This is a genomic window from Roseomonas marmotae (genome assembly GCF_017654485.1).
GTDB classification, from domain to species: domain Bacteria; phylum Pseudomonadota; class Alphaproteobacteria; order Acetobacterales; family Acetobacteraceae; genus Pseudoroseomonas; species Pseudoroseomonas marmotae.
On sequence record NZ_CP061091.1, the window covers coordinates 524,492 to 546,904 of the forward strand.

Here is a 22,413-nt window from a genome sequence, read left to right on the forward strand (position 1 = left end):
ATTTTTCTTGACGCGCCTCCAGCGGCCTTCGCATATTTATCCGAGAACCAAAATAAACATGCGTCCGCGAACGTGGCGCACGGAGGAATCGATGCACGCATGTCTCCGCATGGGGGCCGTCCTCGTCACGCTCATGGCCACCACGGCCACAGCCTTCGCCGACAGCACCGTCCGCTGGTTCATCTCCGAGAACACGCCCCAGCAGACCGTGTGGATGCGCGAGGTCGCCAAGCGCTACGAGGAAAGCCGCCCCGGCACCAGGATCGACATCCAGGTCATGTCGGGCGAGCCCTACAAGGCCAAGCTCACCACCATGCTGCAGTCCAGCGACCGCCCGCACCTGATCTATACCTGGGGTGGCGGCGTGCTCTTCGCCCAGGCCCAGGCGGGGCTGCTGCAGGACATCACCGACAAGGTGAAGGGCGCCTGGGCCAACGACCTCAGTCCCGCGGCGCTGGAGGCGATGAGCTACCAGGGCAGGACCTATGGCGCGCCCACGCATCTGAGCCAGGTCGTGCTCTGGTACAACCGCCGCCTGCTGGCCCAGGCGGGCATCGATCCCGCCAGCCTCGGTACCTGGGACGGGCTGCTGGCGGCCACGCGCAGGCTGAAGGAGGCGGGCATCCAGCCCTTCACGGCCGGCGGCTCCGACAAATGGCCGCTGAACATGTTCTGGTCCGGCCTCGCGCTGCGGATCGGCGGCAGGCAGGGCTTCCAGGATGCGCTGGAGCGCCGCACGGGCGGCGGCTTCGACGGTCCGGTCTTCACCCGCGCCAGCGAGATGTTCAAGCAGCTGGTCGACCTCGAACCCTTCCAGCGCGGCTTCCTGGGCGATACCGCGCCGCAGGCGGCGGGCCAGTTCGGCGACGGCAAGGCCGCGCTGCAGGTCATGGGCAACTGGTTCTACAATACCCAGCGCTCGCAGAGCAGCGGCCAGAAGGGCATCCCGGACGAGGACCTCGGCTGGATGCCCTTCCCCGCCGTGTCCGGCGGCAAGGGCGAGGCGACCGACGTGGTCGGTGGCATCAACGGCTTCCTGGTGACGCGCGGCGCGCCGCCTGAGGCGGTGGATTTCCTGCGCTACTACACCAGCCCCGCCGTGCAGCGGGAAGGCGCCGAGCGCGGCTTCTTCATCCCCGCCGCGCGCGGCGCGGGCGAGGCGCTGAAGAATCCCTTCTTCCGCCAGATCTCCGACTATCTGCAACGCGCCAGCTACGTGCAGAACTTCTACGACCAGATGCTTGGCCCGTCGGTGGGGCGCGTCGTCAACGACACCTCGGCCGACCTGGCCGCCGGACGGATGACCCCGAGGCAGGTGGGCCGGCAGATCCAGGACGCCTGGGACCTGGAACAGTAAGGGGGCACGCGGGATGAGCGGCTCGGAGGCCCTCGATCTCCCCATGGCCGCGCGGAACACCGCGCGGAAGCGGGACCGGCGGCGGGAGGCGCTCGCCCGCAACATCACCGCCGGGGGCTTCCTGGCCCCCGCCACCCTGCTCTTCACCCTCTTCGTCGTGCTGCCGGTCATCGAGGCCGCCTGGTACAGCTTCTACCGCTGGAACGGCTATGGCACGCCGACGGACTGGGTGGGCTGGCGCAACTACATCGCGCTGTTCAACAACAGCGTCTTCGCCAGCGCCGCCTGGAACACGGCGATGGTGGTCTTCGTCTCGCTGCTGGTGCAGTTGCCGCTGGCGCTGGGCCTCGCCCTGCTGGTGGCGCGCAACAGCCGCAGCAGCACGCTGTTCCGCACCATCTTTTTCTTGCCCTATGTGCTGGGCGAGGTGGCGGCGGGCCTGATCTGGCGCTTCGTCTTCGACGGCAATGTCGGGTTGGTCGCGGCGGCCGCCCGCTGGTTCGGGGTGGAGCCACCCTTCATCCTGGCGGATACCGAACTGGCCATCTATGCCATCCTGGTCGTGGTGGTCTGGAAGTATTTCGGCTTCCACATGATGATCTACATCGCCGGCCTGCAGGACATCCCGCGCGAGATGCGGGAGGCGGCGGAGATCGATGGCGCCACACGCTGGCAGTCGCTGCGCCATGTCGTGCTGCCGATGCTCTGGCCGGCCATCCGCATCTCCATCTTCTTCTCCGTCGTCGGCGCCCTGCAGCTTTTCGACGTGGTGATGCCGCTGACCGGCGGCGGGCCTTCCAATGCCTCGCATACCCTGGTCACCTTCCAGTACAATTTCGGCATCACCCGCATGAATATCGGCTTCGGCAGCGCGATGGGCGTGGTGCTCTTCCTGGCCTGCGTGGGCTTCACCCTGGTCTACCGGCGCTATGTGATGCGGGAGTCCCACTGATGCGCGACCGTGCCGCACTTCCCCGCCTGCTGGTGCTGACGCTCGTCGCTGGCATCGTGCTGCTGCCGCTGGTCACGGTGGCGCTCGGCGGCTTCAAGAACATGGGCGAGCTGCGGGTGAACCCCTTCGGCCTGCCGGCCGAGTGGTACTGGGAGAATTACCGCGACGCCATCATGGGCTCGCGGCTCTGGCGGTCGCTGCTCAACTCGGTGCTGCTCTCCTTCGGCACCGTCTTCCTGACCCTGGTGGTGGGGGCCATGGCGGCCTTCGCCTTCGCGCAGATCCGCTTCTTCGGCAAGCGGATGCTCTTCTCCTACTTCCTGCTGGGCCTGCTCTTTCCGGCCGCCACGGCCATCCTGCCGCTCTTTATCCGCGTGCGGAACCTGGGCCTGCTGGACACGCCCTGGGGCGTGATCCTGCCGCAGGCCGCCTTCGGCCTGGGCATGGCCATCCTGCTGCTCTGGGGCTTCTTCAGGCAGCTTCCGGAAGCGCTCTGGGACGCGGCGGTGATCGATGGCTGCAGCCACGGGCGCTTCCTCTGGCATGTGGTGCTGCCGCTCTCGCGGCCCATCCTGGCCACCGTCGCGGTCTTCACCCTCGTGCACAGCTGGAACAGCTACCTGCTGCCGCTGACGCTGCTGAACTCGCCGGGCACCTATCCCTGGACGCTGACCATCATGGATTACGCCGGCGAATATTCCACGGACTGGCCGGGCATCCTGGCCTTCATAACGCTGACCCTGATCCCCGCCGTCATCTTCTTCCTGGTGGCGCAGAAGCAGATCGTCGCCGGGCTGACCAGCGGTGCGGTGAAGGGCTGACAAGAACAGACATCGGAGGAGCGTGAACCAACATGCCCATGCGCACCATCAAGGGGCCCGGTATCTTCCTGGCGCAGTTCGCCGCCGATACGGCGCCGCATGACAGCCTGCCCAACATCGCCCGCTGGGCGGCCGGACACGGCTACAAGGGCGTGCAGGTCCCGAGCTGGGACGCGCGTCTTTTCGACCTGGCCCGCGCCGCCGAGAGCAGGACCTATTGCGACGAGGTCAAGGGCATCCTGGCCGATGCGGGGCTGGAGCTGACCGAGCTGTCCACGCATCTGCAGGGCCAGCTGGTCGCGGTGCATCCGGCCTATGACCTGGCCTTCGACGGTTTCGCGGCGCCGGAGGTGCGCGGCAGCCCGAAGGCGCGGCAGGAATGGGCGGTGAACCAGATGATGCTGGCCGCCCGCGCCTCCGCCAATCTCGGGCTGACGGCGCATGTCACCTTCTCCGGCGGCCTCGCTTGGCCCTTCGTCTATCCCTGGCCGCAGCGCCCGGCGGGGCTGGTGGAGGCCGCTTTCGACGAGCTGGCGCGCCGCTGGACGCCGATCCTGAATGCCTTCGACGAGGCGGGCGTCGATCTCTGCTACGAGATCCATCCCGGCGAGGACCTGCACGACGGCGTCACCTTCGAGATGTTCCTGGAACGCACAGGCAACCACCCGCGCTGCAACATGCTCTACGACCCCAGCCACTACGTGCTGCAGCAGCTCGACTACCTTGAGAATATCGACATCTACCACCAGCGCATCCGCATGTTCCATGTGAAGGATGCCGAGTTCAACCCGACCGGCCGGCAGGGCGTCTATTCCGGCTTCCAGCCCTGGGCGCAGCGCGCCGGCCGCTTCCGCTCGCTCGGCGACGGGCAGGTGGATTTCGGCGCCATCTTCTCCAAGCTTTCGCAATACGGCTTCGATGGCTGGGCGGTGCTGGAATGGGAATGCTGCATCAAGGACAGCGAGCAGGGCGCGGCCGAGGGCGCGCCCTTCATCGCCAGTCACATCATCCAGGTCGCCTCCCGCGCCTTCGATGATTTCGCGGCGAGCGGCATCGACCAGGACACCAACAAGAAGCTTCTGGGGATCGGCTGAGATGACCATCGAGGGAGGCCAGGGGGCGGCGGCCGGACGACGCCTGCGGCTGGGCATGGTGGGCGGCGGCGAGGGCGCCTTCATCGGCGCCGTGCACCGCATCGCGGCGCGGCTCGACGATCGCTATGAGCTGGTGGCCGGAGCGCTCTCCTCCGAGCCGGAGCGGGCGAAGGCCAGCGCGGCGGCGCTGCATATCGCGCCCGGGCGTGCCTATGGCAGCTTCACGGAGATGGCGGAGCGCGAGGCGGCGCGGCCGGACGGCATCGACGTGGTGGCGGTGGTGACGCCCAACCACATGCACGCCGCCCCCGTGCGCGCCTTCGCCGAGCGCGGCATCCATGTCATCTGCGACAAGCCGCTGACCCACCGGCTGGAGGATGCGCTGGAGCTGGCGGAGGTGGTGCGGCGCTCCGGCATCGTCTTCGGCCTGACGCATAATTACACCGGCCACCCGATGGTGCGGCAGGCGCGGGAGATGGTCGCCGCCGGCGCCATCGGCCCGGTGCGGGTGGTGCAGGTGGAATATCCGCAGGACTGGCTGACCACGCGGCTGGAGGAGAGCGGGCAGAAGCAGGCCTCCTGGCGCACCGACCCCGCCCGCTCCGGCGCCGCCGGCTGCGTGGGCGATATCGGCACCCATGCCTTCAACCTCGCCGAATTCGTCACGGGGCTGCGCTGCGAGCGGCTGGCGGCGGAGCTGAGCACTTTCGTTCAGGGCCGCGCGCTGGACGACAACGCGCATATGCTGCTGCGCTTCGCCGGCGGCGCGCGGGGGATGCTCTGGTCCTCCCAGGTCGCGCCGGGCAACGAGAATGCGCTGCGCCTGCGCGTCTATGGCGAGACGGGCGGGCTGGAATGGGCGCAGGAACAGCCCAACCACCTGCTGCACAGCCCCTTCGGGGAGCCGCCCCGGCTGATCCGCCGCGCGGGGGCCGGGGCCAGCCCGGCCGCCGCCCATGCCAGCCGCATCCCCGGCGGGCATCCGGAGGGCTATCTGGAAGCCTTCGCCCAGCTCTACCGCGAGCTGGCCGACCAGATCGCGGCGCGGCTGGACAGGCGGCAGCCCGACCCCGCCAGCCTGCTGGTGCCGGGGCTGGAGGAGGGGTTGCGCGGCATGCGCTTCATCACCGCCGCCGTCGAATCCAGCCGGCGGGACGCGGCCTGGACGGCACTGGAAGGCTGATGCATCTCGGCCTCGATCTCGGCACCTCCGGCGTCAAGGCGGTGCTGACGGGGGCCGCGGGGGAGGTGCTGGCCCAGGCCACCGCTCCCCTGGCGGTCTCCCGTCCCCGTCCGCTCTGGAGCGAGCAGGACCCGGCGGAGTGGTGGCGGGCGACGGAAGCCGCCCTGGCGGCGCTGCGCCGCACGCATGATCTCTCCGGCGTCCGGGCGCTCGGCATCGCCGGGCAGATGCACGGGGCGGTGCTGCTGGACGCGGCGGATGCGGTGCTGCGCGCCGCCATCCTCTGGAATGACGGCCGCTGCGGCACGGAATGCCGGGAGTTGGAGGCGGCCGAGCCGCGCGCCGCCGCCATCACCGGCAATCTCGTCATGCCCGGCTTCACCGCGCCCAAGCTGCTCTGGGTGCGGCGGCATGAGCCGGAGATCTTCGCCCGCACGCGGCGCGTGCTGCTGCCCAAGGACTGGCTGCGGCTGCGCCTGACGGGCGAGGCCATCTCCGAGATGTCGGATGCCGCCGGCACGCTCTGGCTGGATGTGGCGGCGCGGCGCTGGTCTCCGGAGATGCTGGCGGCAACAGGGCTTTCCGAAAGCCAGATGCCCGCCCTGGTGGAAGGCAGCGCCCCCGCCGGGCGCCTGCGGCCCGAGGCCGCCGCGGCGCTGGGCCTGCCGCCCGGCATTCCGCTGGCCGGCGGCGCGGGGGACAATGCGGGCGGGGCGGTGGGCATCGGCTGCACGGAGCCGGGGGATGCCTTCCTCTCGCTCGGCACCTCCGGCGTCATCTTCGTCAGCGACCCCGGCTTCCTGCCCGACCCCGGCCGCGCGGTGCATGCCTTCTGCCACGCCCTGCCCGGGCGCTGGCACCGGATGTCCGTCATCCTCTCCGCCGCCGCCTCCCTCTCCTGGATCACCCGCGTCACGGGCGCGGCGGATGAGGCGGCGCTGCTGGCGGAGGTGGAGCGGGCGGGCCTGGCCGCCGCCCACGGCCCGGTCTTCCTGCCCTATCTCTCCGGCGAGCGGACGCCGCATAACGACCCGCATGCCAGCGGCCAGTTCTTCGGCCTCACCGCCGGCACGGAGCGAGCCGACCTGGCCCGCGCGGTTCTGGAAGGCGTGGCCTTCGCCATGGCGGACGGGCTGGAGGCGCTGGAGGCCCGGGGCGCCCGCATCCCCGCGCTGGCGGCCATCGGCGGCGGCGCCCGCAGCCGGGCCTGGCTGCGCATCCTGGCGGCCACGCTCGACCGGCCCGTGCTGACCGTGACGGGCGCCGAGACCGGGCCTGCCCTGGGGGCCGCGCGCCTCGCCCGGATCGCCTGCGGTGACGGCGGCATCGCCGAGGTCTGCGCCAAGCCCGCCATCGCCGCCGTGATCGAACCCGAGGGCGATCTGGCGGCGGGTCTGGCCCCCCGCCGCGCCACCTATCGCCGCCTCTATCCCGCGCTGCGCGATCTCTTCGCCGCGGCCCATCCGGAAACCGTCCGATGAGCACCATCTTCGACCGCCTGCCCCACATCCGCTATGCCGGCCCCGAAGCCACCGATCCCTTCGCGCTGCGCTACTACGACGCGAAGCGGGTGGTGCTGGGGCGGAGCATGGAGGACTGGCTGCGCCCCGCCGTGGCCTATTGGCATTCCTTCGTCGGCAACGGGCTCGATCCCTTCGGCGCGCCGACGCATCAGCGCCCCTGGTTCTCCGGCGACCCGGTGCAGGCGGCGCATCAGAAGGCCGAGGCCGCCTTCGTCTTCCTGGAGAAGCTCGGCCTGCCCTTCTTCTGCTTCCATGACCGCGACGTGGCGCCGGAGGGCGGGACGCTGCGGGAGAGCAATGCCCTGCTGGACCGCGTGCTGGAGACGGTGCAGGCGCAGATGCAGCGGACGGGCATCCGCCTGCTCTGGGGCACCGCCAACCTCTTCAGCCATCCCCGCTACATGGCCGGCGCCGCCACCAACCCGGACCCGGAAGTCTTCGCCTATGCCGCCGGGCAGGTGAAGCACGTTCTGGAAGCCACGCACCGGCTGGGCGGCGCCAATTACGTGCTCTGGGGCGGGCGCGAGGGCTATGACACCCTGCTGAACACCGACCTCCGGCAGGAGGACGCGCAGCTCGGCCGTTTCCTGAACCTGGTTGTGGAGCACAAGCACCGCATCGGCTTCCCCGGCACCATCCTGATCGAGCCCAAGCCGATGGAGCCCACCAAGCACCAGTATGACCGCGATGTCGCCACCGTGTACGGCTTCCTCTCCCGGCACGGGCTGCTGGGCGAGGTGAAGCTGAATATCGAGGCGAACCACGCCACCCTCGCCGGCCATTCCTTCGAGCATGAGATCGCGACGGCGGCGGCGCTGGGCATCCTGGGCTCGCTCGACATGAACCGGGGCGATCCGCAGAATGGCTGGGATACCGACCAGTTCCCGAACAACGCGCAGGATCTCTCGCTGGCCATGCTGGAGGTCGTGCGCGCGGGCGGGCTCGGCCAGGGCGGCGTGAACTTCGATGCCAAGATCCGCCGCCAGAGCATCGATCCCGAGGATCTGCTGCACGCGCATGTCGGCGGCATCGACACCACCGCGCGGGCCCTGCTGATCGCGGAGCGGATCCTGCGGGATGGCGGGCTGGAGCGGGCGCGGGAGGAGCGTTACGCCGGCTGGAAGAGCGGCTTCGGCCAGCAGGTGATGCAGGGGCAGGTCAGCCTGGAAGCCCTGGCCGAACATGCCGCGACGCATCCACCGCCGCAGCCGCGCAGCGGGCGGCAGGAGGCGCTGGAGAATATCGCCGCCCGCTTCGCCTGAGGGCGGGCCGGCGGCCGCCGGCTGTCCGTTCTTTCACCCTCCGCGCCGCACTCCGCTCTGGCACGGGCGCCCGATCTGCGCTTCAAGAAATGCCAGAGCTGGACTCGCCCGCCGCCTCTCGTGGCCGCGACAACCGGCCGCGAGGAGAGGGAGAGAAAGGTGAAGATCGAGCGGCTGCGCGCCTATATGACGCGCGACAAGGATCGCCCGCGCGTCCTGCTGGCGATGGACACGGATGCCGGCATCACCGGCTGGGGCGAATGCTACAACCACGGGCCGGACAGGGCCCTGCTGCCCCTGCTGAACTATCTGTCGACCTTCCTGGCGGGGCGCGATCCCCGCCGCATTGAGTTCCTGATCCAGTATCTCATGCAGCAGACCCGGTTTCCGCCGGGCGCGCTGGGGCTGGCGGCGATTTCCGCCATCGATCACTGCCTCTGGGACATCTCCGCCAAGGCGCTGGGCGTGCCGGTCTATATGCTGCTGGGCGGCCATGCGCGCGACCGCGTGCGCGTCTATGCCGGCGTCTATACCGCCCCCGACCCCGAGCGCGCGCGGGACGAGATGGACGCCCTGCATGAGGGCTGGGGATTCACCGCCTTCAAGCTCAGCCCCTATCGCATCGACATGCATGCCCATCGCTGGGGCGAGGTGGTGCGCACCAGCGCCGAATATTTCCGCCAGCTGCGGGAGACGGTGGATTCCCGCTACGAAATCGCCTTCGACGCCCATGCCAAGATCTTCGAGCCGCGTCAGGCCGCGCAGCTCGGCAATGCCCTGGCGCCCTACGACCCCCTCTTCTTCGAGGAGCCGCTGCGGCCCGAGAATTTCGAGGCCTGGGGCGAGCTGCACCGCGATCTGACCTGCACCCTGGCCACCGGCGAATCCCTCTACAGCCGCTTCGAGTTTCTGCGCCTGCTGCAGGTGCGCGGCTGCGACATCATCCAGCCCGATATCTGCGTCGTCGGCGGGCTGCTGGAGATGCGCAAGATCGCCGCCCTGGCGGAGGCGCATTTCGTCACCGTCGCGCCGCACAACCCGATGGGCCCGCTGGCCACGGCCGTGAATGTGCATTTCAGCGCCGCCCAGCCGAATTTCCGCATCCTGGAATACCGCCTGCCCAACGGGGCGAACTACGCCTTCCAAGCCGGCGGGGAGAAGGGCACGCCTGCCCCGCAGCAGGGCGAGGCCCGCTATGTCCTCGATCCCTACCTCCCCAGGGACGGCTACCTCGAGCTGCGCCCGGACCGCCCGGGCTGGGGCGTCGAGATCGACGAGGAGTATCTGAAGACCGACCGCTACATCCACTGGGAACGTAAGGTGCCCCTCCGCCCGGACGGCTCGACTGCCTTCGCCTGACGATCGGAACGGTGGCGCACAAAACCCTTTGACCGCCGCCGCGACCGATATATGGTCGTATGACAAGTACGGGACAGGCGGATGCGACAGAATCTCCGCCAGGACACCGGGAGGGATCGGATGGCGCATCTGCCGGACAGCAGGCCCTTTGGACACCCCCGGGCGCGGGTCCGCCGTGCCGGCCCGCGCCTGTCCTGAGCCGCATCCATGCTGCTTGGCACCCAGGTTCCCGCACGGGACGATGACGATTACCGCGTGATGGCCCAGCTCGGCGTCACGCATATCTGCGCCGACCCGCCCGGCAATCCGCATGACTGGACGCTGGACCAGCTCCTGGCCTTCCGTGACAGGATCGGCGGCTTCGGCCTCTCGCTGGACATGGTGCAGCTGCCGCTCTCCTCCCGCCCGATCGAGCAGCAGGCCAGCCCGGACATCCTTTCCGCCGGCTCCGACCGTGACCGGCAGATCGACAGCATCTGCCGGCTGATCGAGCGCCTGGCGGCGGCCGGCATTCCTGCCGCCAAATACAACCTCAACATCATCGGCATCCCCCGCACGGAGATGGAGCCCAGCCGCGGCGGCGCCATGAGCGAGGCCTTCCGCTGGGAGAAGGCCGAGCAGGATGCGCCGCCCACCATGGCCGGGGTGCTTCCGGAGGACGAGAACTGGGAGCGGATCGACTACTTCCTGGAACGGGTGGTGCCGGTGGCCGAGAGCAACCGCGTCCGCCTCGCCTGCCACCCGCACGATCCCTATACGCCGCCCGGCTATCGCGGCGTCACCCGCGTCCTGGGCACGGTGGAGGGGTTGAAGCGTTTCGTGCAGATGCGGGAAAGCCCTTACCACGGGCTGAACTTCTGCCAGGGCACGGTGGGGGAGATGCTGGACGACCCGCGCCGCGAGGTGGGCGAGGTCATTCGCTGGTTCGGCGAGCAGAAGAAGATCTTCAATGTCCATTTCCGCAACATCCGTGGCGGCAGGCTCTCCTTCATGGAGACCTTTCCGGAGGATGGCGACATGGACATGTGGGATTCTCTGCAGATCTACGCCGAAACCGGCTATCCCTACATGATCATGCCGGACCATGTGCCGCTCATCAGCGGCCGCGATCCCAAAGGCACGGCCTTTGCCTTCTGCTACGGCTATATCGCCGGGCTGCTCCAGGTCCTTGGTTCCCGCCGCGGTGATCGCGATTGACTCCCTTCCGGCGCGATCCCTAGCCTGGATGAAAAGCCGTCACGGAAGCTGGTGCCTTGCCGTGGCGGCCACTGACCGGAATCCGCCCCGATGCGGACCGGAACACGCAAAGCGTTGAACGTCACGGGAAAACCCGGGCGTCTGGAGGAAGACATGTCCAAGAATCAGGGTCGCCCTCCACGGGCGACACCGGAACTCTGCCGCCTGGACCGCCGCCAGCTGCTGCAAGGTGCCATGGGCACCGCCGTGGCCCTGGCGCTGCCCGGCAGCGCCTTTGCCCAGGGCGCCAAGGAGGCCCCGGACCTCGCCAAGCTGGTGGCGGACAAGAAGCTGCCGCCGCTGGCCGAGCGCCTGCCCTCCCGCCCGCTGGTGGTGCCGGTGGAGAAAGTCGGCCGCTACGGCGGCACGCTGCGACGTGGGCTGCGCGGTTCCTCCGACCATAACGGCATCCTCAAGATCGTCGGCAACCAGGGGCTGGTGCGCTGGAACCTCGCCTATACCGAGGTGCTGCCCTGCGTGGCCGAGAAATGGGACGTCAATGCGGAGGCGACGGAATTCGTCTTCCACCTCCGCCCGGGCATGCGCTGGTCGGATGGCCATCCCTTCACCGCCGATGACATCGTCTTCGCCATAGAGGACTGCGCCAAGAATCCCGAGCTCTTCCGCTCGCCGCCCTCGACCATCACCATCGCCAACGCGGCCTGCACGGCGACCAAGATCGACGACAACACCGTCAGGTTCACCTTCAAGGCGCCCTACGCCACCTTCCTGGAGGCGCTGGCGACGCCGCTTGGCCAGTATCCGACGCTCTTCCCCAGGCATTACTGCAGCAGGTTCCACCCGAAGTACAACCCCGAGGCCAATAACCAGGCCAAGGCGGCGAATATGTCGGACTGGGCGGCGCTGTTCCGCGTCAAATGCGGCGATGTGGAGATCCCCTCCCGCTGGGGCAATCCGGAGAAGCCGGTGCTGGACCCCTGGGTGATCGCCGAGCCCTATACCGGCGGCGCCACCCGCGTGGTGCTGGAGCGCAACCCCTATTTCTGGCAGGTGGATACGGCGGGCAACCAGCTGCCCTATATCGACCGGCTCAATCTCGGCATCTCGCAGGACGTCGAATCCCTGATGATCGACGCCGTCTCGGGCAAGCTCGACATCCAGGACCGGCATATCGACAGCCTGCAGAACAAGCCGACCCTGTCGCGCAACATGCAGAAAGGCAACTACCATCTGGTGGAGCTGATCGGCGCCTCGGCGCAGCAGATGCAGATCTACCTGAACATCACCCACAAGGACCCCGCCATGCGGGCGATGTTCAGCAATAAGCGCTTCCGCCAGGCGCTCTCCCACGGCATCAACCGCGCCGAGATCATCGAGCTGGTCTATCTCGGCCAGTCCGAGCCCTACCAGACCGGGCCGCGCCCGGGCCATCCCTGGTATCATGAGAAGCTGGCCCGGCAGTTCACGGAATACGACCAGGCCAAGGCCAATGCCATCCTGGACGAGATCGGCTACAACAAGCGCGACGCACAGAATTTCCGCCTGCGCCCGGATGGGCAGAAGATCTTCTTCTCGGTGGATGTGATCCCGACCCTGGCGCCGGACCAGGTGGATGCGCTGGAGCTGGTGAAGCGCCACTGGTCCGCCATCGGCGTCGACATCAAGGTCAATACCATCGAGCGCGCGCTGTACTACACGCGCGGCGACAATAACGACCATGACGCCGCCACCTGGTCCGGCCCCGGCGGGCTCGACCCGATGATGGACCCCCGCGACTATTTCGCGCAGCACCCGCAGGGCACGCGCTACGGCCTTCCCTGGGCGCTCTGGTACGTTTCCGGCGGCAAGGACGGGATGGAGCCGCCGGAACACCAGAAGAAGCGCATGCAGCTCTTCGACCAGGCGCGCGGCACGGCCGATCTCGGCCAGCGCGCCGAGATCATGAAGCAGGTCTTCGACATCGCCGCCGAGGAATTCGAATCCTTCGGCATCTGCCTCTACTGCAACTCCTTCGGCGTGGTCAGCAACAAGCTGCAGAACGTGCCGCCGCGCTACCCGAATTCCTGGTCCTGGCCGAACCCGGGTCCGGCGCTGCCGCAGCAGTTCTTCTTCACCTAGCCCGGACTGCCGGCCCGCCCGCCTCCGGGCGGGCAGGCGGCCAGCAACATGGAGCGGGAACCATGCTGAAATTCATCCTCAAGCGGCTTGCCTGGATGGTGCCCGCCCTGCTGGTGGTGTCCTTCCTGTCCTTCGTGCTGATCCAGCTGCCGCCGGGCGACTATGTCACGACCTATATCGCGACCCTGGCGGCCTCCAACGAAACCGTTGACCAGAACACGGCCATGGAGCTGCGGCAGCGCTTCGGCCTCGATCAGCCCATGATCGTCCAGTATGTGAAATGGATCAGCAATATCCTGCTGCGCGGGGATTTCGGCCTCAGCTTCGAATGGCAGCAGCCGGTCAGCGGGCTGATCTGGGAACGGATGGCCCTGACGCTGGTGCTGACCTTCGCCACGCTGCTGGCCACCTGGGGCATCGCCCTGCCGCTCGGCGTCTTCTCGGCGGTGAAGAAGTATTCCATCGCCGATTATGTGCTGACCTTCTTCTCCTTCGTCGGGCTGGCCGTGCCGTCCTTCCTGCTGGCGGTGGTGCTGATGTACATCGCCGCGGTGGAATGGGGGCAGGAAGTCGGCGGCCTCTTCTCCGACGCCTATGTCAACGCGCCCTGGAGCATGGCCAAGGTCGTTGACCTGCTCGAACATCTCTGGATTCCCGTCATCATCCTGGCGGTCTCCGGCACGGCCAGCCTGGTGCGCGTGATGCGCGCCAATATGCTGGACGAGCTGAACCGCCCCTATGTCACCACGGCGCGCGCCAAAGGCCTTTCCGAATTCCGCCTGCTGATGAAATACCCGATGCGGGTGGCGCTGAACCCCTTCATCTCTACCATCGCCTGGCTGCTGCCCAACCTCGTCTCCGGCTCCATCATCGTGGCCATCGTGCTGAACCTGCCGACGGCGGGACCGATGCTGCTGCAGTCGCTGATGAGCCAGGACATGTATCTGGCCGGCGCCTTCGTGCTGCTGACCTGCGTGCTCACCCTGCTGGGCTCGCTGATCAGCGACATCCTCCTCGCCATCGCCGATCCGCGCATCCGGCTGGAGTAACAGGACATGTCTGAGGCCATCATCGGCACCGTCGATCGCCGGAGCCTTGCCGTCGCCTCTCAGTGGCAGCTGGTCTGGTGGGCCTTTCGCCGCCACCGGCTGGCCATGGTGGGGCTGGTCATCACCGTCATCTTCTATGTCATCGCGCTCATTCCCGGCTTCTTCGCCATCAACGACCCGGAGCAGCAGAATACCCGCGCGGCCTATCACCCGCCGCAGGCCATCCATTTCATCGCGCCGGATGGCAGCTTCGGCCCCTATGTCCATCCTTCCGTCATGAAGCGGGACCCGGACACGCTGGAGATGGGCTATGTGCCGGATGAGACGAAGACGGTGGGGCTGCGCCTCTTCGGCCAGGGCTTCGAATACAAGCTGCTCGGCCTCTTCCCGACGCGGGTGCATCTGCTGGCGCCCTCCGAGCCGGGGCAGGTGGTGCTGCCGCTGGGGGCGGACCGCCTCGGGCGCTGCGTCTATTCGCGCATCATGCAGGGCGCGCAGATCTCGCTCTCCGTCGGCCTCGTCGGCGTCCTGCTGTCGCTGACGCTGGGCATCATCCTCGGCGGCATCTCCGGCTATTACGGCGGATGGGTGGATTCGGCGGTGCAGCGGGCGGTGGAATTCGTCCTCTCTCTGCCCGCCATCCCCATCTGGCTCGCGGCCTCGGCCGCCGTGCCGCATGACTGGCCGGCGACGCTGAACTACTTCACCATCACGCTCATCCTCTCCCTCACCGGCTGGGCGCAGCTGGCGCGCGTGGTGCGCGGCCGCTTCCTCAGCCTGCGAACCGAGGATTTCGTGGCCGCCGCGCGGCTGGACGGCGCCTCGGAGAAGCGGATCATCTTCCGCCACATGCTGCCCTCCTTCGCCAGCCACATCATCGCCTCCGTGACGCTGGCCATCCCGGCGATGATCCTGGCGGAGACCTCGCTCTCCTTCCTCGGCCTCGGGTTGCAGCCTCCCACCATCTCCTGGGGCGTGCTGCTGCGGGAGGCGCAGAATATCCGCTCCATCGCCACCGCCCCCTGGCTCTTCGCGCCGGGTGTCGCCGTGGTGCTGGCCGTGATCGCCCTTAACTTCCTGGGAGACGGTCTGCGCGATGCCGCGGATCCGTACAACAAATGAGCGCCACCGTCCTGCATCCGCGGCCGGCGACGCCGGCGGCGCCCGAGCCCGAACTCGTCCTGGAGGTGCGCGACCTCGCCACGCATTTCCCCACCCGTGCCGGCGTGGTGAAGGCGGTGGACGGCGTCTCCTTCACCCTGCGGCGCGGCCGCACCCTCTGCGTGGTGGGGGAGAGCGGCTCGGGCAAGAGCGTCACCGCCCGCTCCATCCTGCAGATCGTCGACGCACCCGGGCGGATCGTCGCCGGCTCCATCATGCTGCACCGGCCGGATGGCAGCGCGGTGGATCTGGCGAAGCTGCACCCGCGCAGCCGGCAGATCCGCGCCGTGCGCGGGCGGGAGATCGCCATGATCTTCCAGGAGCCGATGTCCGCCCTCTCCCCCGTGCATACGGTGGGCAACCAGATCACCGAGGTGCTGCGTCTGCATCTCGGCATGGGCAAGGCCGAGGCGCGCGCGCGCTGCATCGAGTTGCTGCGGCAGGTGGAGATCCCGAATCCGGAGCGGGCGATCGACCGCTATACCTTCGAATTCTCCGGCGGCATGCGCCAGCGCGTCATGATCGCCATGTCGCTGGCCTGCAACCCGGCGCTGCTGATCGCCGATGAACCGACCACGGCGCTGGACGTCACCACGCAGGCGGAGATCCTGGACCTCATCAAGCGGCTGCAGGCGCAGCATGGCATGGCCGTGCTCTTCATCACCCACGACATGGGCGTGGTGGCGGAGATCGCCGATGAGGTGCTGGTGATGTATCATGGCAAGGTGATGGAGGGCGGGCCGGCCGACCAGGTCTTCCATGCCCCGCGCGACGATTATACGCGCATGCTGATCGGCTCCGTGCTGAAGCTGGAGCAGGAGGCGGAGATCCGCCAGCGCCGCCAGCCCATCTCCGAGGCCACGCCGCCGGTGCTGGAGGTGCGCGACCTCAACATGGTCTTCGGCACGGCCAAGACGCAGCTACGCGCGGTGGATGGCGTCTCCTTCGACCTGCGGCCGGGCGAGACGCTGGGCATCGTCGGGGAATCCAGCTCCGGCAAGACCACCATGGGGCGCTGTCTGCTGCGGATGTACGACCCCACCAGCGGCTCCATGCTCTACCGCCGACCCGACGGCAGCACGGTCGATCTCGTCACCGCCGACAAGCCCACCCTGAGGATGGTGCGGCGGGAGATCCGCATGGTCTTCCAGGACCCGGTCTCCTCGCTCAATCCGCGCATGACGGTCGCGCAGATCGTGGGCGAGCCGCTGCTGGTCAACGGCATCGCCAAGGGCCGCGCGCTGGATGACCGGGTGGCAGGGCTGCTGAAGCAGGTCGGGCTGAACCCGGACTGGCGGGAGCGTTATCCACATGCCTTCTCCGGCGGGCAGCGGCAGCGCATCGGCATCGCCCGCGCCATCGCGCTCAATCCCCGCGTCATCGTGGCGGATGAGGCGACCTCGGCGCTGGATGTCTCGTTGCGCTCGCAGATGCTGGACCTGCTGATGGGCCTGCAGGACGAGCTGGGCCTGGCCTATGTCTTCATCAGCCACGACATCGGCGTCATCCGCTACATGTGCGACCGGGTGGCGGTGATGTATCGCGGCAAGATGGTGGAGACGGGGCCGGCGCGGCAGGTCTGCAACGCCCCTACCCATGCCTATACCCAGGCGCTGCTCTCCGCCATTCCGCGGCCCGACCCGCGGGAGCGGAGCATGCACAAGCGCTTCCGCTATGTCGCCTGAGGAAGCCGGGCACGGCATCCTCCATCTCGCCATCGGGTCCCGGCTCTTCGCCTGCCGGCTGGAACCGGGCGGCGGGTTGCGGTGGGACGCCGGGGTGGAGGTGCCGGAGGCGGTGCAATATGCCTGGCCCCATCCCCGGCTGCCGCTGCTCTATGCCGCCTTCAGCAACCGGGCCTCCGGACGGGATGACCGGCACGGGGTCGCCGCCTTCCGCATCGACCGGCAGACCGGCGCGCTCTCCCCCTTCGGGGAACCCGTCTTCGTCGAGAGCCGTCCCATCCACCTGACGCTGGACCCGGCGGGCCGGTATCTGCTGATGGCCTATAATCAGCCCTCCGCCCTGACCGTCCACCGGCTGGGGGAGGATGGCGGCATCGGCGCCCCGGTGCGGCAGGAGCGGCCGGTGGAGGCCGGCATCTACGCGCATCAGCTGCGGGTCTCGCCCTCCGGCGGGCTGGTGCTGCTCTGCGCGCGCGGGAACGACGCCACGGCCGGCACGGCGGAGGAGCCGGGCTCCATCCAGATCTTCCGCTTCCGGGATGGTCAGCTGTCCCAACTGCCGCCGGCCCCCGTCTTCGGGACGCGCAGCTTCGGCCCCCGGCACCTGGATTTCCACCCCAGCCAACCCTGGGTCTATGTCTCGCTGGAGCGGGGCAACCAGCTGCTGGCCTATGAGCTGGAGGAGGAGAGCGGCCGCCTCTCGCCCCTTTTCAGCCGGGACACGCTGTTCCAGGGGGCGGAAGGCCGGGCGCCCCGGCAATATGCCGGGGCCATCCATCTGCATCCCAACGGGCGCTTCCTCTATCTCGTCAACCGCTCGGACGGCGCGGTGGAGGAAGAGGGGCAGAAGCTGCATGGCGGGGGCGAGAACAGCGTCGCCTGCTTCGCCATCGCCCCGGCGACAGGCGAGCCGGAACTGATCCAGACGGCGGAAACCCGCAGCTTCCATTGCCGCAGCTTTTCCATCCACCCGGAGGGCCGGATGCTCGTCACCGCCGCCGTGGGCTCCCTGGCGGTGCGGGAGGGCGATGCGCTGCGGCATGTGCCGCCCAGCCTGACCTTCTTCGGCCTGGGGGAGGATGGCCGTCTCACCCTTCAGGGCCAGCATGCGCTGGATTCCCGGGCGGGCCAGGCCTTCTGGTGCGGCATGCTCGCGCCATAGGCGGTGCCGCGGGACCAGGCGCCCCTGGCGGAAACCCCGCCTTCCGCCGGCAGCCGGCACCGGCACCGGCACCGCTGCCCCTGACCGGGGATAGATGCCGTGACCTTCCAGCCCGCCACCGCCTTCCCGAGGCCGCCCCGCCTTCACGCCCGCTCCTTCCCTGAGGGCCGGAAGGATTCTGGTCACATCTGGCGGAGGTTGGTATGACGGCTCCGAAAGCAGCCGCGAAAAGTATTCGGAGCGTAACAATAATGAACGGCACCGTAAAAATCCCTGAGGGTGCAAGCCGTTCTCAGACACAACAACAGTGGCTGGAGCACGTTACCGAGCTTGATTCCAATATTGCTCAGTCGGTGTCTGACATCATTTCTGATAATTCCGCAGAATTCGTCTCTGTTTTCTATTCGACACTGCTCGACGACGAAGAAGCCGCGCCTTTCCTCTCCCATAATATGGTCAACGAGCGGCTGAGCCATTCACTGCAGAAATGGCTGCTGCGGCTCTTCTGCGACCAGCCGGAGGATGTGGAGACCTTCGCCAGGGAGCAGCAGGCGATCGGGGTGGCGCATGCGCGCATGCAGATCCCGATCCACCTGGTCATGCAGGGCGCCCGGCTGCTGAAGGGGGCGATCATCCGTCACCTGGCCAGGACAACGCTGGAGCGGGACGCCCTGGTCGAGGCCATGATCTATGTCGGTGCGCTGATCGACATCGCAGTGGCCCTGATGAACCAGGCCTTCGTCAAGGACACCCGGCGGGGGGCGCAGACCGACGAGGCCTACCGGATCTTCGCGCTCGGCCAGGATATCTCGCTGGAGCGGGAGACGCAGCGCGCTGCCCTGCTGGAATGGAGCCAGGGGGTTCTCTTCAGCCTCTACAGCCATCCGCCCGGCGCGCCGCTGCCCTCCCTCGGCAGCTCGGATTTCGGCCTCTGGCTGCACCACAAGGCCGGCATCATGTTTCAGGGCGCCAGCGCCCTCGACGAGATCCGCGCCAGCATGCGGGAGGTCGACCAGCTGCTGCTGCCCGCCATCGTCCGCGCGCGCCATGCCGATTCACCCACGGTCGCGCGGCAGCTGGAGGAGTTGCAGAACAAGATCACGGAGATGAAGTATCTCCTCTCCAGCCTCTTCCAGGCCGCCGCCGCGCTGGAGAACGGGCGCGACCCGCTGACCCGCGCCCTGAACCGCCGCTTCCTGCCCTCCATCCTCAGCCGGGAGGTGACGCTGGCCGCGCAGAGCGACAGCAGCTTCAGCCTGGTGATGATCGACGTGGACCACTTCAAGGAGGTCAACGACCGCTTCGGCCATAGCGGCGGGGATGTGGTGCTGGCGCAGGTGGCCGAGACCATCCAGGAATCCTGCCGGATGGGCGATTTCATCTTCCGCTATGGCGGGGAGGAATTCCTGATCGCGCTGGTGGAGACGGACAGCGCCAAGGCCCTGCAGGTCGCCGACCGCATCCGGCGGGACCTGGAGGCGAAGGAGATCCGGCTGGCCGATGGCAGCAGCCTGCGGGTCACCCTCTCGGCTGGCATCGCCACCTTCAACGGGCATCCCGACTACACGCATCTGGTCAATGCGGCCGATCTGGCGCTCTACCGCGCCAAGCGCGCCGGGCGGAACCGCTGCGTGCTGGCCGAGGAACCGGCCTGAGCACCTTCCCCGGCGGCAAGCCGCCCATGGCCCGGCGAGGCGGGCCATGGGCCGTGGCCGTCAGCGCAGGGTCGGCATGACGAATTCGGCGCCGGCGCGGATGCCCGTCGGCCAGCGCACCGTCGCGGTCTTCAGGCGGGTATAGAAGCGCACGCCCTCCGGCCCATGCACATGGTGGTCGCCGAAGAGCGAACGCTTCCAGCCGCCGAAGGAATGGAAGGCCATGGGCACGGGGATCGGCACGTTCACGCCGACCATGCCGGCCTTGACGCGGCTGAGGAAGCTCTGCGCCACATCGCCGTCCCGCGTGAAGATGGCGGTGCCATTGCCGAATTCATGCGCGTTCACCAGGGAGAGCGCATCCTCGAAGCTGTCGCGGCGGACGACGGAGAGCACCGGGCCGAAGATCTCCTCGCGGTAGATGCTCATCTCCGGCGTCACATGGTCGAACAGCGTGCCGCCGACGAAGAAGCCCTTCTCATAGCCCTGGATCTTCAGGCCGCGGCCATCGACGACCAGCTGCGCGCCCTCGCTCAGGCCCGCGTCGATATAGCCCAGCACCTTGTCCGCATGGGCGCGGGTGACCAGCGGGCCCATCTCGGCCTCCGGGTCCATGCCCGGGCCGATCTTCAGCGTCCGCACCTTCGGCGCCAGCCGCTCGACCAGCGCATCGGCCACAGCCTGGCCCACCGGCACAGCGACGGAGATGGCCATGCAGCGCTCGCCGGCCGAGCCATAGGCCGCGCCCATCAGCGCATCCACGGCCTTGTCCAGATCGGCATCGGGCATGATGACCATGTGGTTCTTGGCGCCGCCCAGCGCCTGCACGCGCTTCCCGGCCGCCGTGCCGCGCTTGTAGACGTATTCGGCAATGGGCGTGGAGCCGACGAAGGAGACGGCATCGATCAGCGGGTGGTCCAGCAGCGCGTCCACCGCCTCCTTGCCGCCATGCACGACCTGGAAGACGCCCTCTGGCAGGCCAGCCTGCTGCAGCAGCGCCGCGATCTCATTGGCCAGGCTCGGGTCGCGCTCGGAAGGCTTCAGGATGAAGCAGTTGCCGCAGGCCAGCGCGACCGGGAACATCCACATCGGCACCATGGCCGGGAAGTTGAAGGGCGTGATGCCCGCCACGACGCCCAGCGGCTGGCGCATGGAGACGGCGTCGATGCCGCGCCCGACGGCCTCACTGAACTCGCCCTTCAGCAGCTGCGGGATGCCGCAGGCGAATTCCACCACTTCCAGCCCGCGCTGCAGCTCGCCCTTGGCATCGGAGAAGACCTTGCCGTGCTCGGCGGTGATGATGGCCGCCAGCCGGTCCATGTCCCGCTCGATCAGGTCGCGCAGGCGAAACATCACGCGCGCACGGACATGCGGGGAGGTCGCGGCCCATTCCGGGAAGGCGCGCGCCGCCGCTTGCACCGCGGCCTCGATCTCCTCCGCCGTGGCGGTGGCGACCTGGCCGGCGCGCTCACCGGTCGCGGGGTTGAAGACATCGGTCAGCTTCGGTGCGGTGCCCGGCGCGCGGCCGGCGATCACATTCGGCACCAGATAGGGAGCGGTGGCGGACATCGGTTTCCTCCTTCAGGCCCGGAACCCTGGATAAAGGTCCCAGGCCGGCTTGGCAGCTTGAATCGGTGGGTGGCGGGCGGGCGGGAGGCTCCGCATCGGCAGGTGGCGCGGCCATGCGCCGCCACGGGCGGAAGCCCGCGCGGATCGTGCCGGCGCATCCAAAGCGCGGGCGCCGCTCCGCCTTCCCTGGGGAAGGACAATGGCCGACACGCTTCCTCCTGGTCCTTGTTCCCGGCGAGGGCCCGGGCGCGCGCCAGGGCCTTCGCCTCACTGGTAGCGTTGACGGATATGAACGGATACGGGAATTTCCGCGCGCAATCTGTGCAGAAACGCGCATCCCTATGCCCAAGCCCTTCGACTGGAACGACCTCCGCTTCTTCCTCGCCGTCGCGCGTTCCGGCACCATCTCCCTCGCGGGGCGCAGGACGGGCACCGACCATGCCACGGTGGGCCGCCGCATCTCGGCGCTGGAGGCGGCGCTGGGCGTGCAGCTCTTCGAGCGTAACCCGCGCGGCTACAACCTGACCCGGCATGGCGAGCGGCTGCTGGCCACGGCCGCCGCCATGGAGCGGGAGGCCGAGCGCCTGGAGGAGGAGCTGGCGGGGCAGAACCAGGGCCTGACCGGCACGCTGCGGATCAGCACGCTGGAAGGCTTCGGCAACTTCTTCCTGGCACCGCGCATCGGCCGCTTCGCCGCGGCGCATCAGCGCCTTTCGGTCGAGCTGATCACCATCCAGCAGATCCTCGCCCTCTCCCGCCGCGAGGCTGATATCGCCGTCACCCTGGCGCCGCCCGCCAGCGGCCGCTTCCTGCACGAGCACCTGACGGACTACCGCCTGTTCATCTATGGCTCGCGCGAATACCTGGAGAGCCACCCGCCCATCCGCGGCCGCGAGGATCTCGCCCGGCACCCCTTCGCCGGCTATGTGGACGATCTGATCTTCACGCGCGGGCTGGACTACCTCTCGGAGATCGTGCCGGGGCTGCGGGCGCGGCTGCAGAATTCCAGCCTGCACGCGCAGATGGAGGCCGCGGTCTCCGGCTTCGGCCTCTGTGTCCTGCCGGCCTTCATCGCCAATACCCGGCCGGAGCTGCAGCGCGTGCTGCCGGAGGAGATCTCCCTGCTCCGCAGCTACTGGATGGTGGTGCATGCGGATGTGGCGGAGCTGGCGCATGTCCGCCTCGCCCGCCGCTTCATCCGGGAGGAGGCACTGGCCGCCGCCTCCCTCTTCATGGGCATGACGGAAGGCTGAGCGCGGCCCAGGA

The 22,413-nt window shown here is 68.5% G+C and carries 17 protein-coding genes; 16 read left to right on the top strand and 1 reads right to left on the bottom strand.

The features are described from left to right. Positions 1–91: 91 nt before the first annotated feature. The 15 genes from IAI58_RS02505 to IAI58_RS02575 all read left to right on the top strand — a co-directional run bounded on the left by IAI58_RS02505 (position 92) and on the right by IAI58_RS02575 (position 19,578). On the top strand, positions 92–1,357 hold the full coding sequence (locus IAI58_RS02505) for an ABC transporter substrate-binding protein (RefSeq protein WP_207447278.1): 1,266 nt from the start codon (positions 92–94) through the stop codon (positions 1,355–1,357). Positions 1,358–1,370: 13 nt separating this feature from the next. After that, positions 1,371–2,309 carry a carbohydrate ABC transporter permease gene (locus IAI58_RS02510; RefSeq protein WP_207447276.1) on the top strand — a complete coding sequence of 313 codons (939 nt, stop codon included), beginning with the start codon at positions 1,371–1,373 and terminating at the stop codon, positions 2,307–2,309. After that, entirely contained in the window at positions 2,309–3,130 is an 822-nt protein-coding gene (locus IAI58_RS02515) for a carbohydrate ABC transporter permease (protein WP_207447274.1), read from the top strand. The genes IAI58_RS02510 and IAI58_RS02515 overlap by 1 nt, the downstream gene beginning before the upstream one ends. A 32-nt stretch (positions 3,131–3,162) precedes the next feature. Next, positions 3,163–4,224, top strand: coding sequence for a sugar phosphate isomerase/epimerase family protein (locus IAI58_RS02520; protein ID WP_419555843.1), 1,062 nt, complete (start codon positions 3,163–3,165; stop codon positions 4,222–4,224). A gap of 1 nt (position 4,225) precedes the next feature. Beyond that, the gene (locus tag IAI58_RS02525) at positions 4,226–5,407 is read left to right on the top strand and encodes a Gfo/Idh/MocA family protein (protein ID WP_207447272.1); all 1,182 of its coding nucleotides are present in this window, start codon (positions 4,226–4,228) and stop codon (positions 5,405–5,407) included. After that, entirely contained in the window at positions 5,407–6,888 is a 1,482-nt protein-coding gene (gene xylB, locus IAI58_RS02530; protein ID WP_207447270.1) for a xylulokinase, read from the top strand. The genes IAI58_RS02525 and xylB overlap by 1 nt, the downstream gene beginning before the upstream one ends. After that, positions 6,885–8,192, top strand: a complete 1,308-nt coding sequence (gene xylA / locus IAI58_RS02535; RefSeq protein ID WP_207447268.1) for a xylose isomerase — start codon at positions 6,885–6,887, stop codon at positions 8,190–8,192. The genes xylB and xylA overlap by 4 nt, the downstream gene beginning before the upstream one ends. Before the next feature lie 159 nt (positions 8,193–8,351). Continuing rightward, positions 8,352–9,551: a mandelate racemase/muconate lactonizing enzyme family protein gene (locus tag IAI58_RS02540; RefSeq protein ID WP_207447266.1), complete on the top strand. Its 1,200-nt coding sequence runs from the start codon at positions 8,352–8,354 to the stop codon at positions 9,549–9,551. 207 nt (positions 9,552–9,758) lie between these two features. Continuing rightward, entirely contained in the window at positions 9,759–10,748 is a 990-nt protein-coding gene (locus IAI58_RS02545; protein ID WP_207447264.1) for a mannonate dehydratase, read from the top strand. Positions 10,749–10,901: 153 nt separating this feature from the next. Next, complete coding sequence (locus IAI58_RS02550; RefSeq protein ID WP_207447262.1) at positions 10,902–12,866, top strand: ABC transporter substrate-binding protein; 1,965 nt, start codon at positions 10,902–10,904, stop codon at positions 12,864–12,866. A 62-nt stretch (positions 12,867–12,928) separates the two neighbouring features. Then, entirely contained in the window at positions 12,929–13,915 is a 987-nt protein-coding gene (locus tag IAI58_RS02555; RefSeq protein WP_207447260.1) for an ABC transporter permease, read from the top strand. Positions 13,916–13,921: 6 nt separating this feature from the next. Then, the gene (locus IAI58_RS02560) at positions 13,922–15,037 is read left to right on the top strand and encodes an ABC transporter permease (RefSeq protein ID WP_207447259.1); all 1,116 of its coding nucleotides are present in this window, start codon (positions 13,922–13,924) and stop codon (positions 15,035–15,037) included. Beyond that, entirely contained in the window at positions 15,034–16,761 is a 1,728-nt protein-coding gene (locus tag IAI58_RS02565; RefSeq protein WP_207447257.1) for an ABC transporter ATP-binding protein, read from the top strand. Before IAI58_RS02560 ends, IAI58_RS02565 begins: the two co-directional genes overlap by 4 nt. Beyond that, complete coding sequence (locus IAI58_RS02570; RefSeq protein WP_207447255.1) at positions 16,751–17,923, top strand: lactonase family protein; 1,173 nt, start codon at positions 16,751–16,753, stop codon at positions 17,921–17,923. Before IAI58_RS02565 ends, IAI58_RS02570 begins: the two co-directional genes overlap by 11 nt. Before the next feature lie 251 nt (positions 17,924–18,174). Continuing rightward, positions 18,175–19,578, top strand: coding sequence for a GGDEF domain-containing protein (locus IAI58_RS02575; protein WP_237182407.1), 1,404 nt, complete (start codon positions 18,175–18,177; stop codon positions 19,576–19,578). A 60-nt stretch (positions 19,579–19,638) separates the two neighbouring features. Here IAI58_RS02575 and IAI58_RS02580 read toward each other — a convergent pair whose 3' ends face one another. Further along, a complete protein-coding gene (locus IAI58_RS02580) occupies positions 19,639–21,147 on the bottom strand; it encodes a CoA-acylating methylmalonate-semialdehyde dehydrogenase (RefSeq protein WP_207447251.1) in 1,509 nt (502 codons plus the stop codon). Between the two features lie 341 nt (positions 21,148–21,488). Between IAI58_RS02580 and IAI58_RS02585 the strand changes: the two genes are divergently transcribed. Beyond that, positions 21,489–22,400, top strand: coding sequence for a LysR family transcriptional regulator (locus IAI58_RS02585; protein WP_207447249.1), 912 nt, complete (start codon positions 21,489–21,491; stop codon positions 22,398–22,400). Positions 22,401–22,413: the final 13 nt, after the last annotated feature.

Coding starts and splice junctions, on each gene's coding strand:
- IAI58_RS02505 (WP_207447278.1), top strand. CDS start 92: ATGCACGCATGTCTCCGCATGGGGGCCGTCCTCGTCACGCTCATGGCC.
- IAI58_RS02510 (WP_207447276.1), top strand. CDS start 1,371: ATGAGCGGCTCGGAGGCCCTCGATCTCCCCATGGCCGCGCGGAACACC.
- IAI58_RS02515 (WP_207447274.1), top strand. CDS start 2,309: ATGCGCGACCGTGCCGCACTTCCCCGCCTGCTGGTGCTGACGCTCGTC.
- IAI58_RS02520 (WP_419555843.1), top strand. CDS start 3,163: ATGCCCATGCGCACCATCAAGGGGCCCGGTATCTTCCTGGCGCAGTTC.
- IAI58_RS02525 (WP_207447272.1), top strand. CDS start 4,226: ATGACCATCGAGGGAGGCCAGGGGGCGGCGGCCGGACGACGCCTGCGG.
- xylB (WP_207447270.1), top strand. CDS start 5,407: ATGCATCTCGGCCTCGATCTCGGCACCTCCGGCGTCAAGGCGGTGCTG.
- xylA (WP_207447268.1), top strand. CDS start 6,885: ATGAGCACCATCTTCGACCGCCTGCCCCACATCCGCTATGCCGGCCCC.
- IAI58_RS02545 (WP_207447264.1), top strand. CDS start 9,759: ATGCTGCTTGGCACCCAGGTTCCCGCACGGGACGATGACGATTACCGC.
- IAI58_RS02550 (WP_207447262.1), top strand. CDS start 10,902: ATGTCCAAGAATCAGGGTCGCCCTCCACGGGCGACACCGGAACTCTGC.
- IAI58_RS02555 (WP_207447260.1), top strand. CDS start 12,929: ATGCTGAAATTCATCCTCAAGCGGCTTGCCTGGATGGTGCCCGCCCTG.
- IAI58_RS02560 (WP_207447259.1), top strand. CDS start 13,922: ATGTCTGAGGCCATCATCGGCACCGTCGATCGCCGGAGCCTTGCCGTC.
- IAI58_RS02565 (WP_207447257.1), top strand. CDS start 15,034: ATGAGCGCCACCGTCCTGCATCCGCGGCCGGCGACGCCGGCGGCGCCC.
- IAI58_RS02570 (WP_207447255.1), top strand. CDS start 16,751: ATGTCGCCTGAGGAAGCCGGGCACGGCATCCTCCATCTCGCCATCGGG.
- IAI58_RS02575 (WP_237182407.1), top strand. CDS start 18,175: ATGAACGGCACCGTAAAAATCCCTGAGGGTGCAAGCCGTTCTCAGACA.
- IAI58_RS02580 (WP_207447251.1), bottom strand. CDS start 21,147: ATGTCCGCCACCGCTCCCTATCTGGTGCCGAATGTGATCGCCGGCCGC.
- IAI58_RS02585 (WP_207447249.1), top strand. CDS start 21,489: ATGCCCAAGCCCTTCGACTGGAACGACCTCCGCTTCTTCCTCGCCGTC.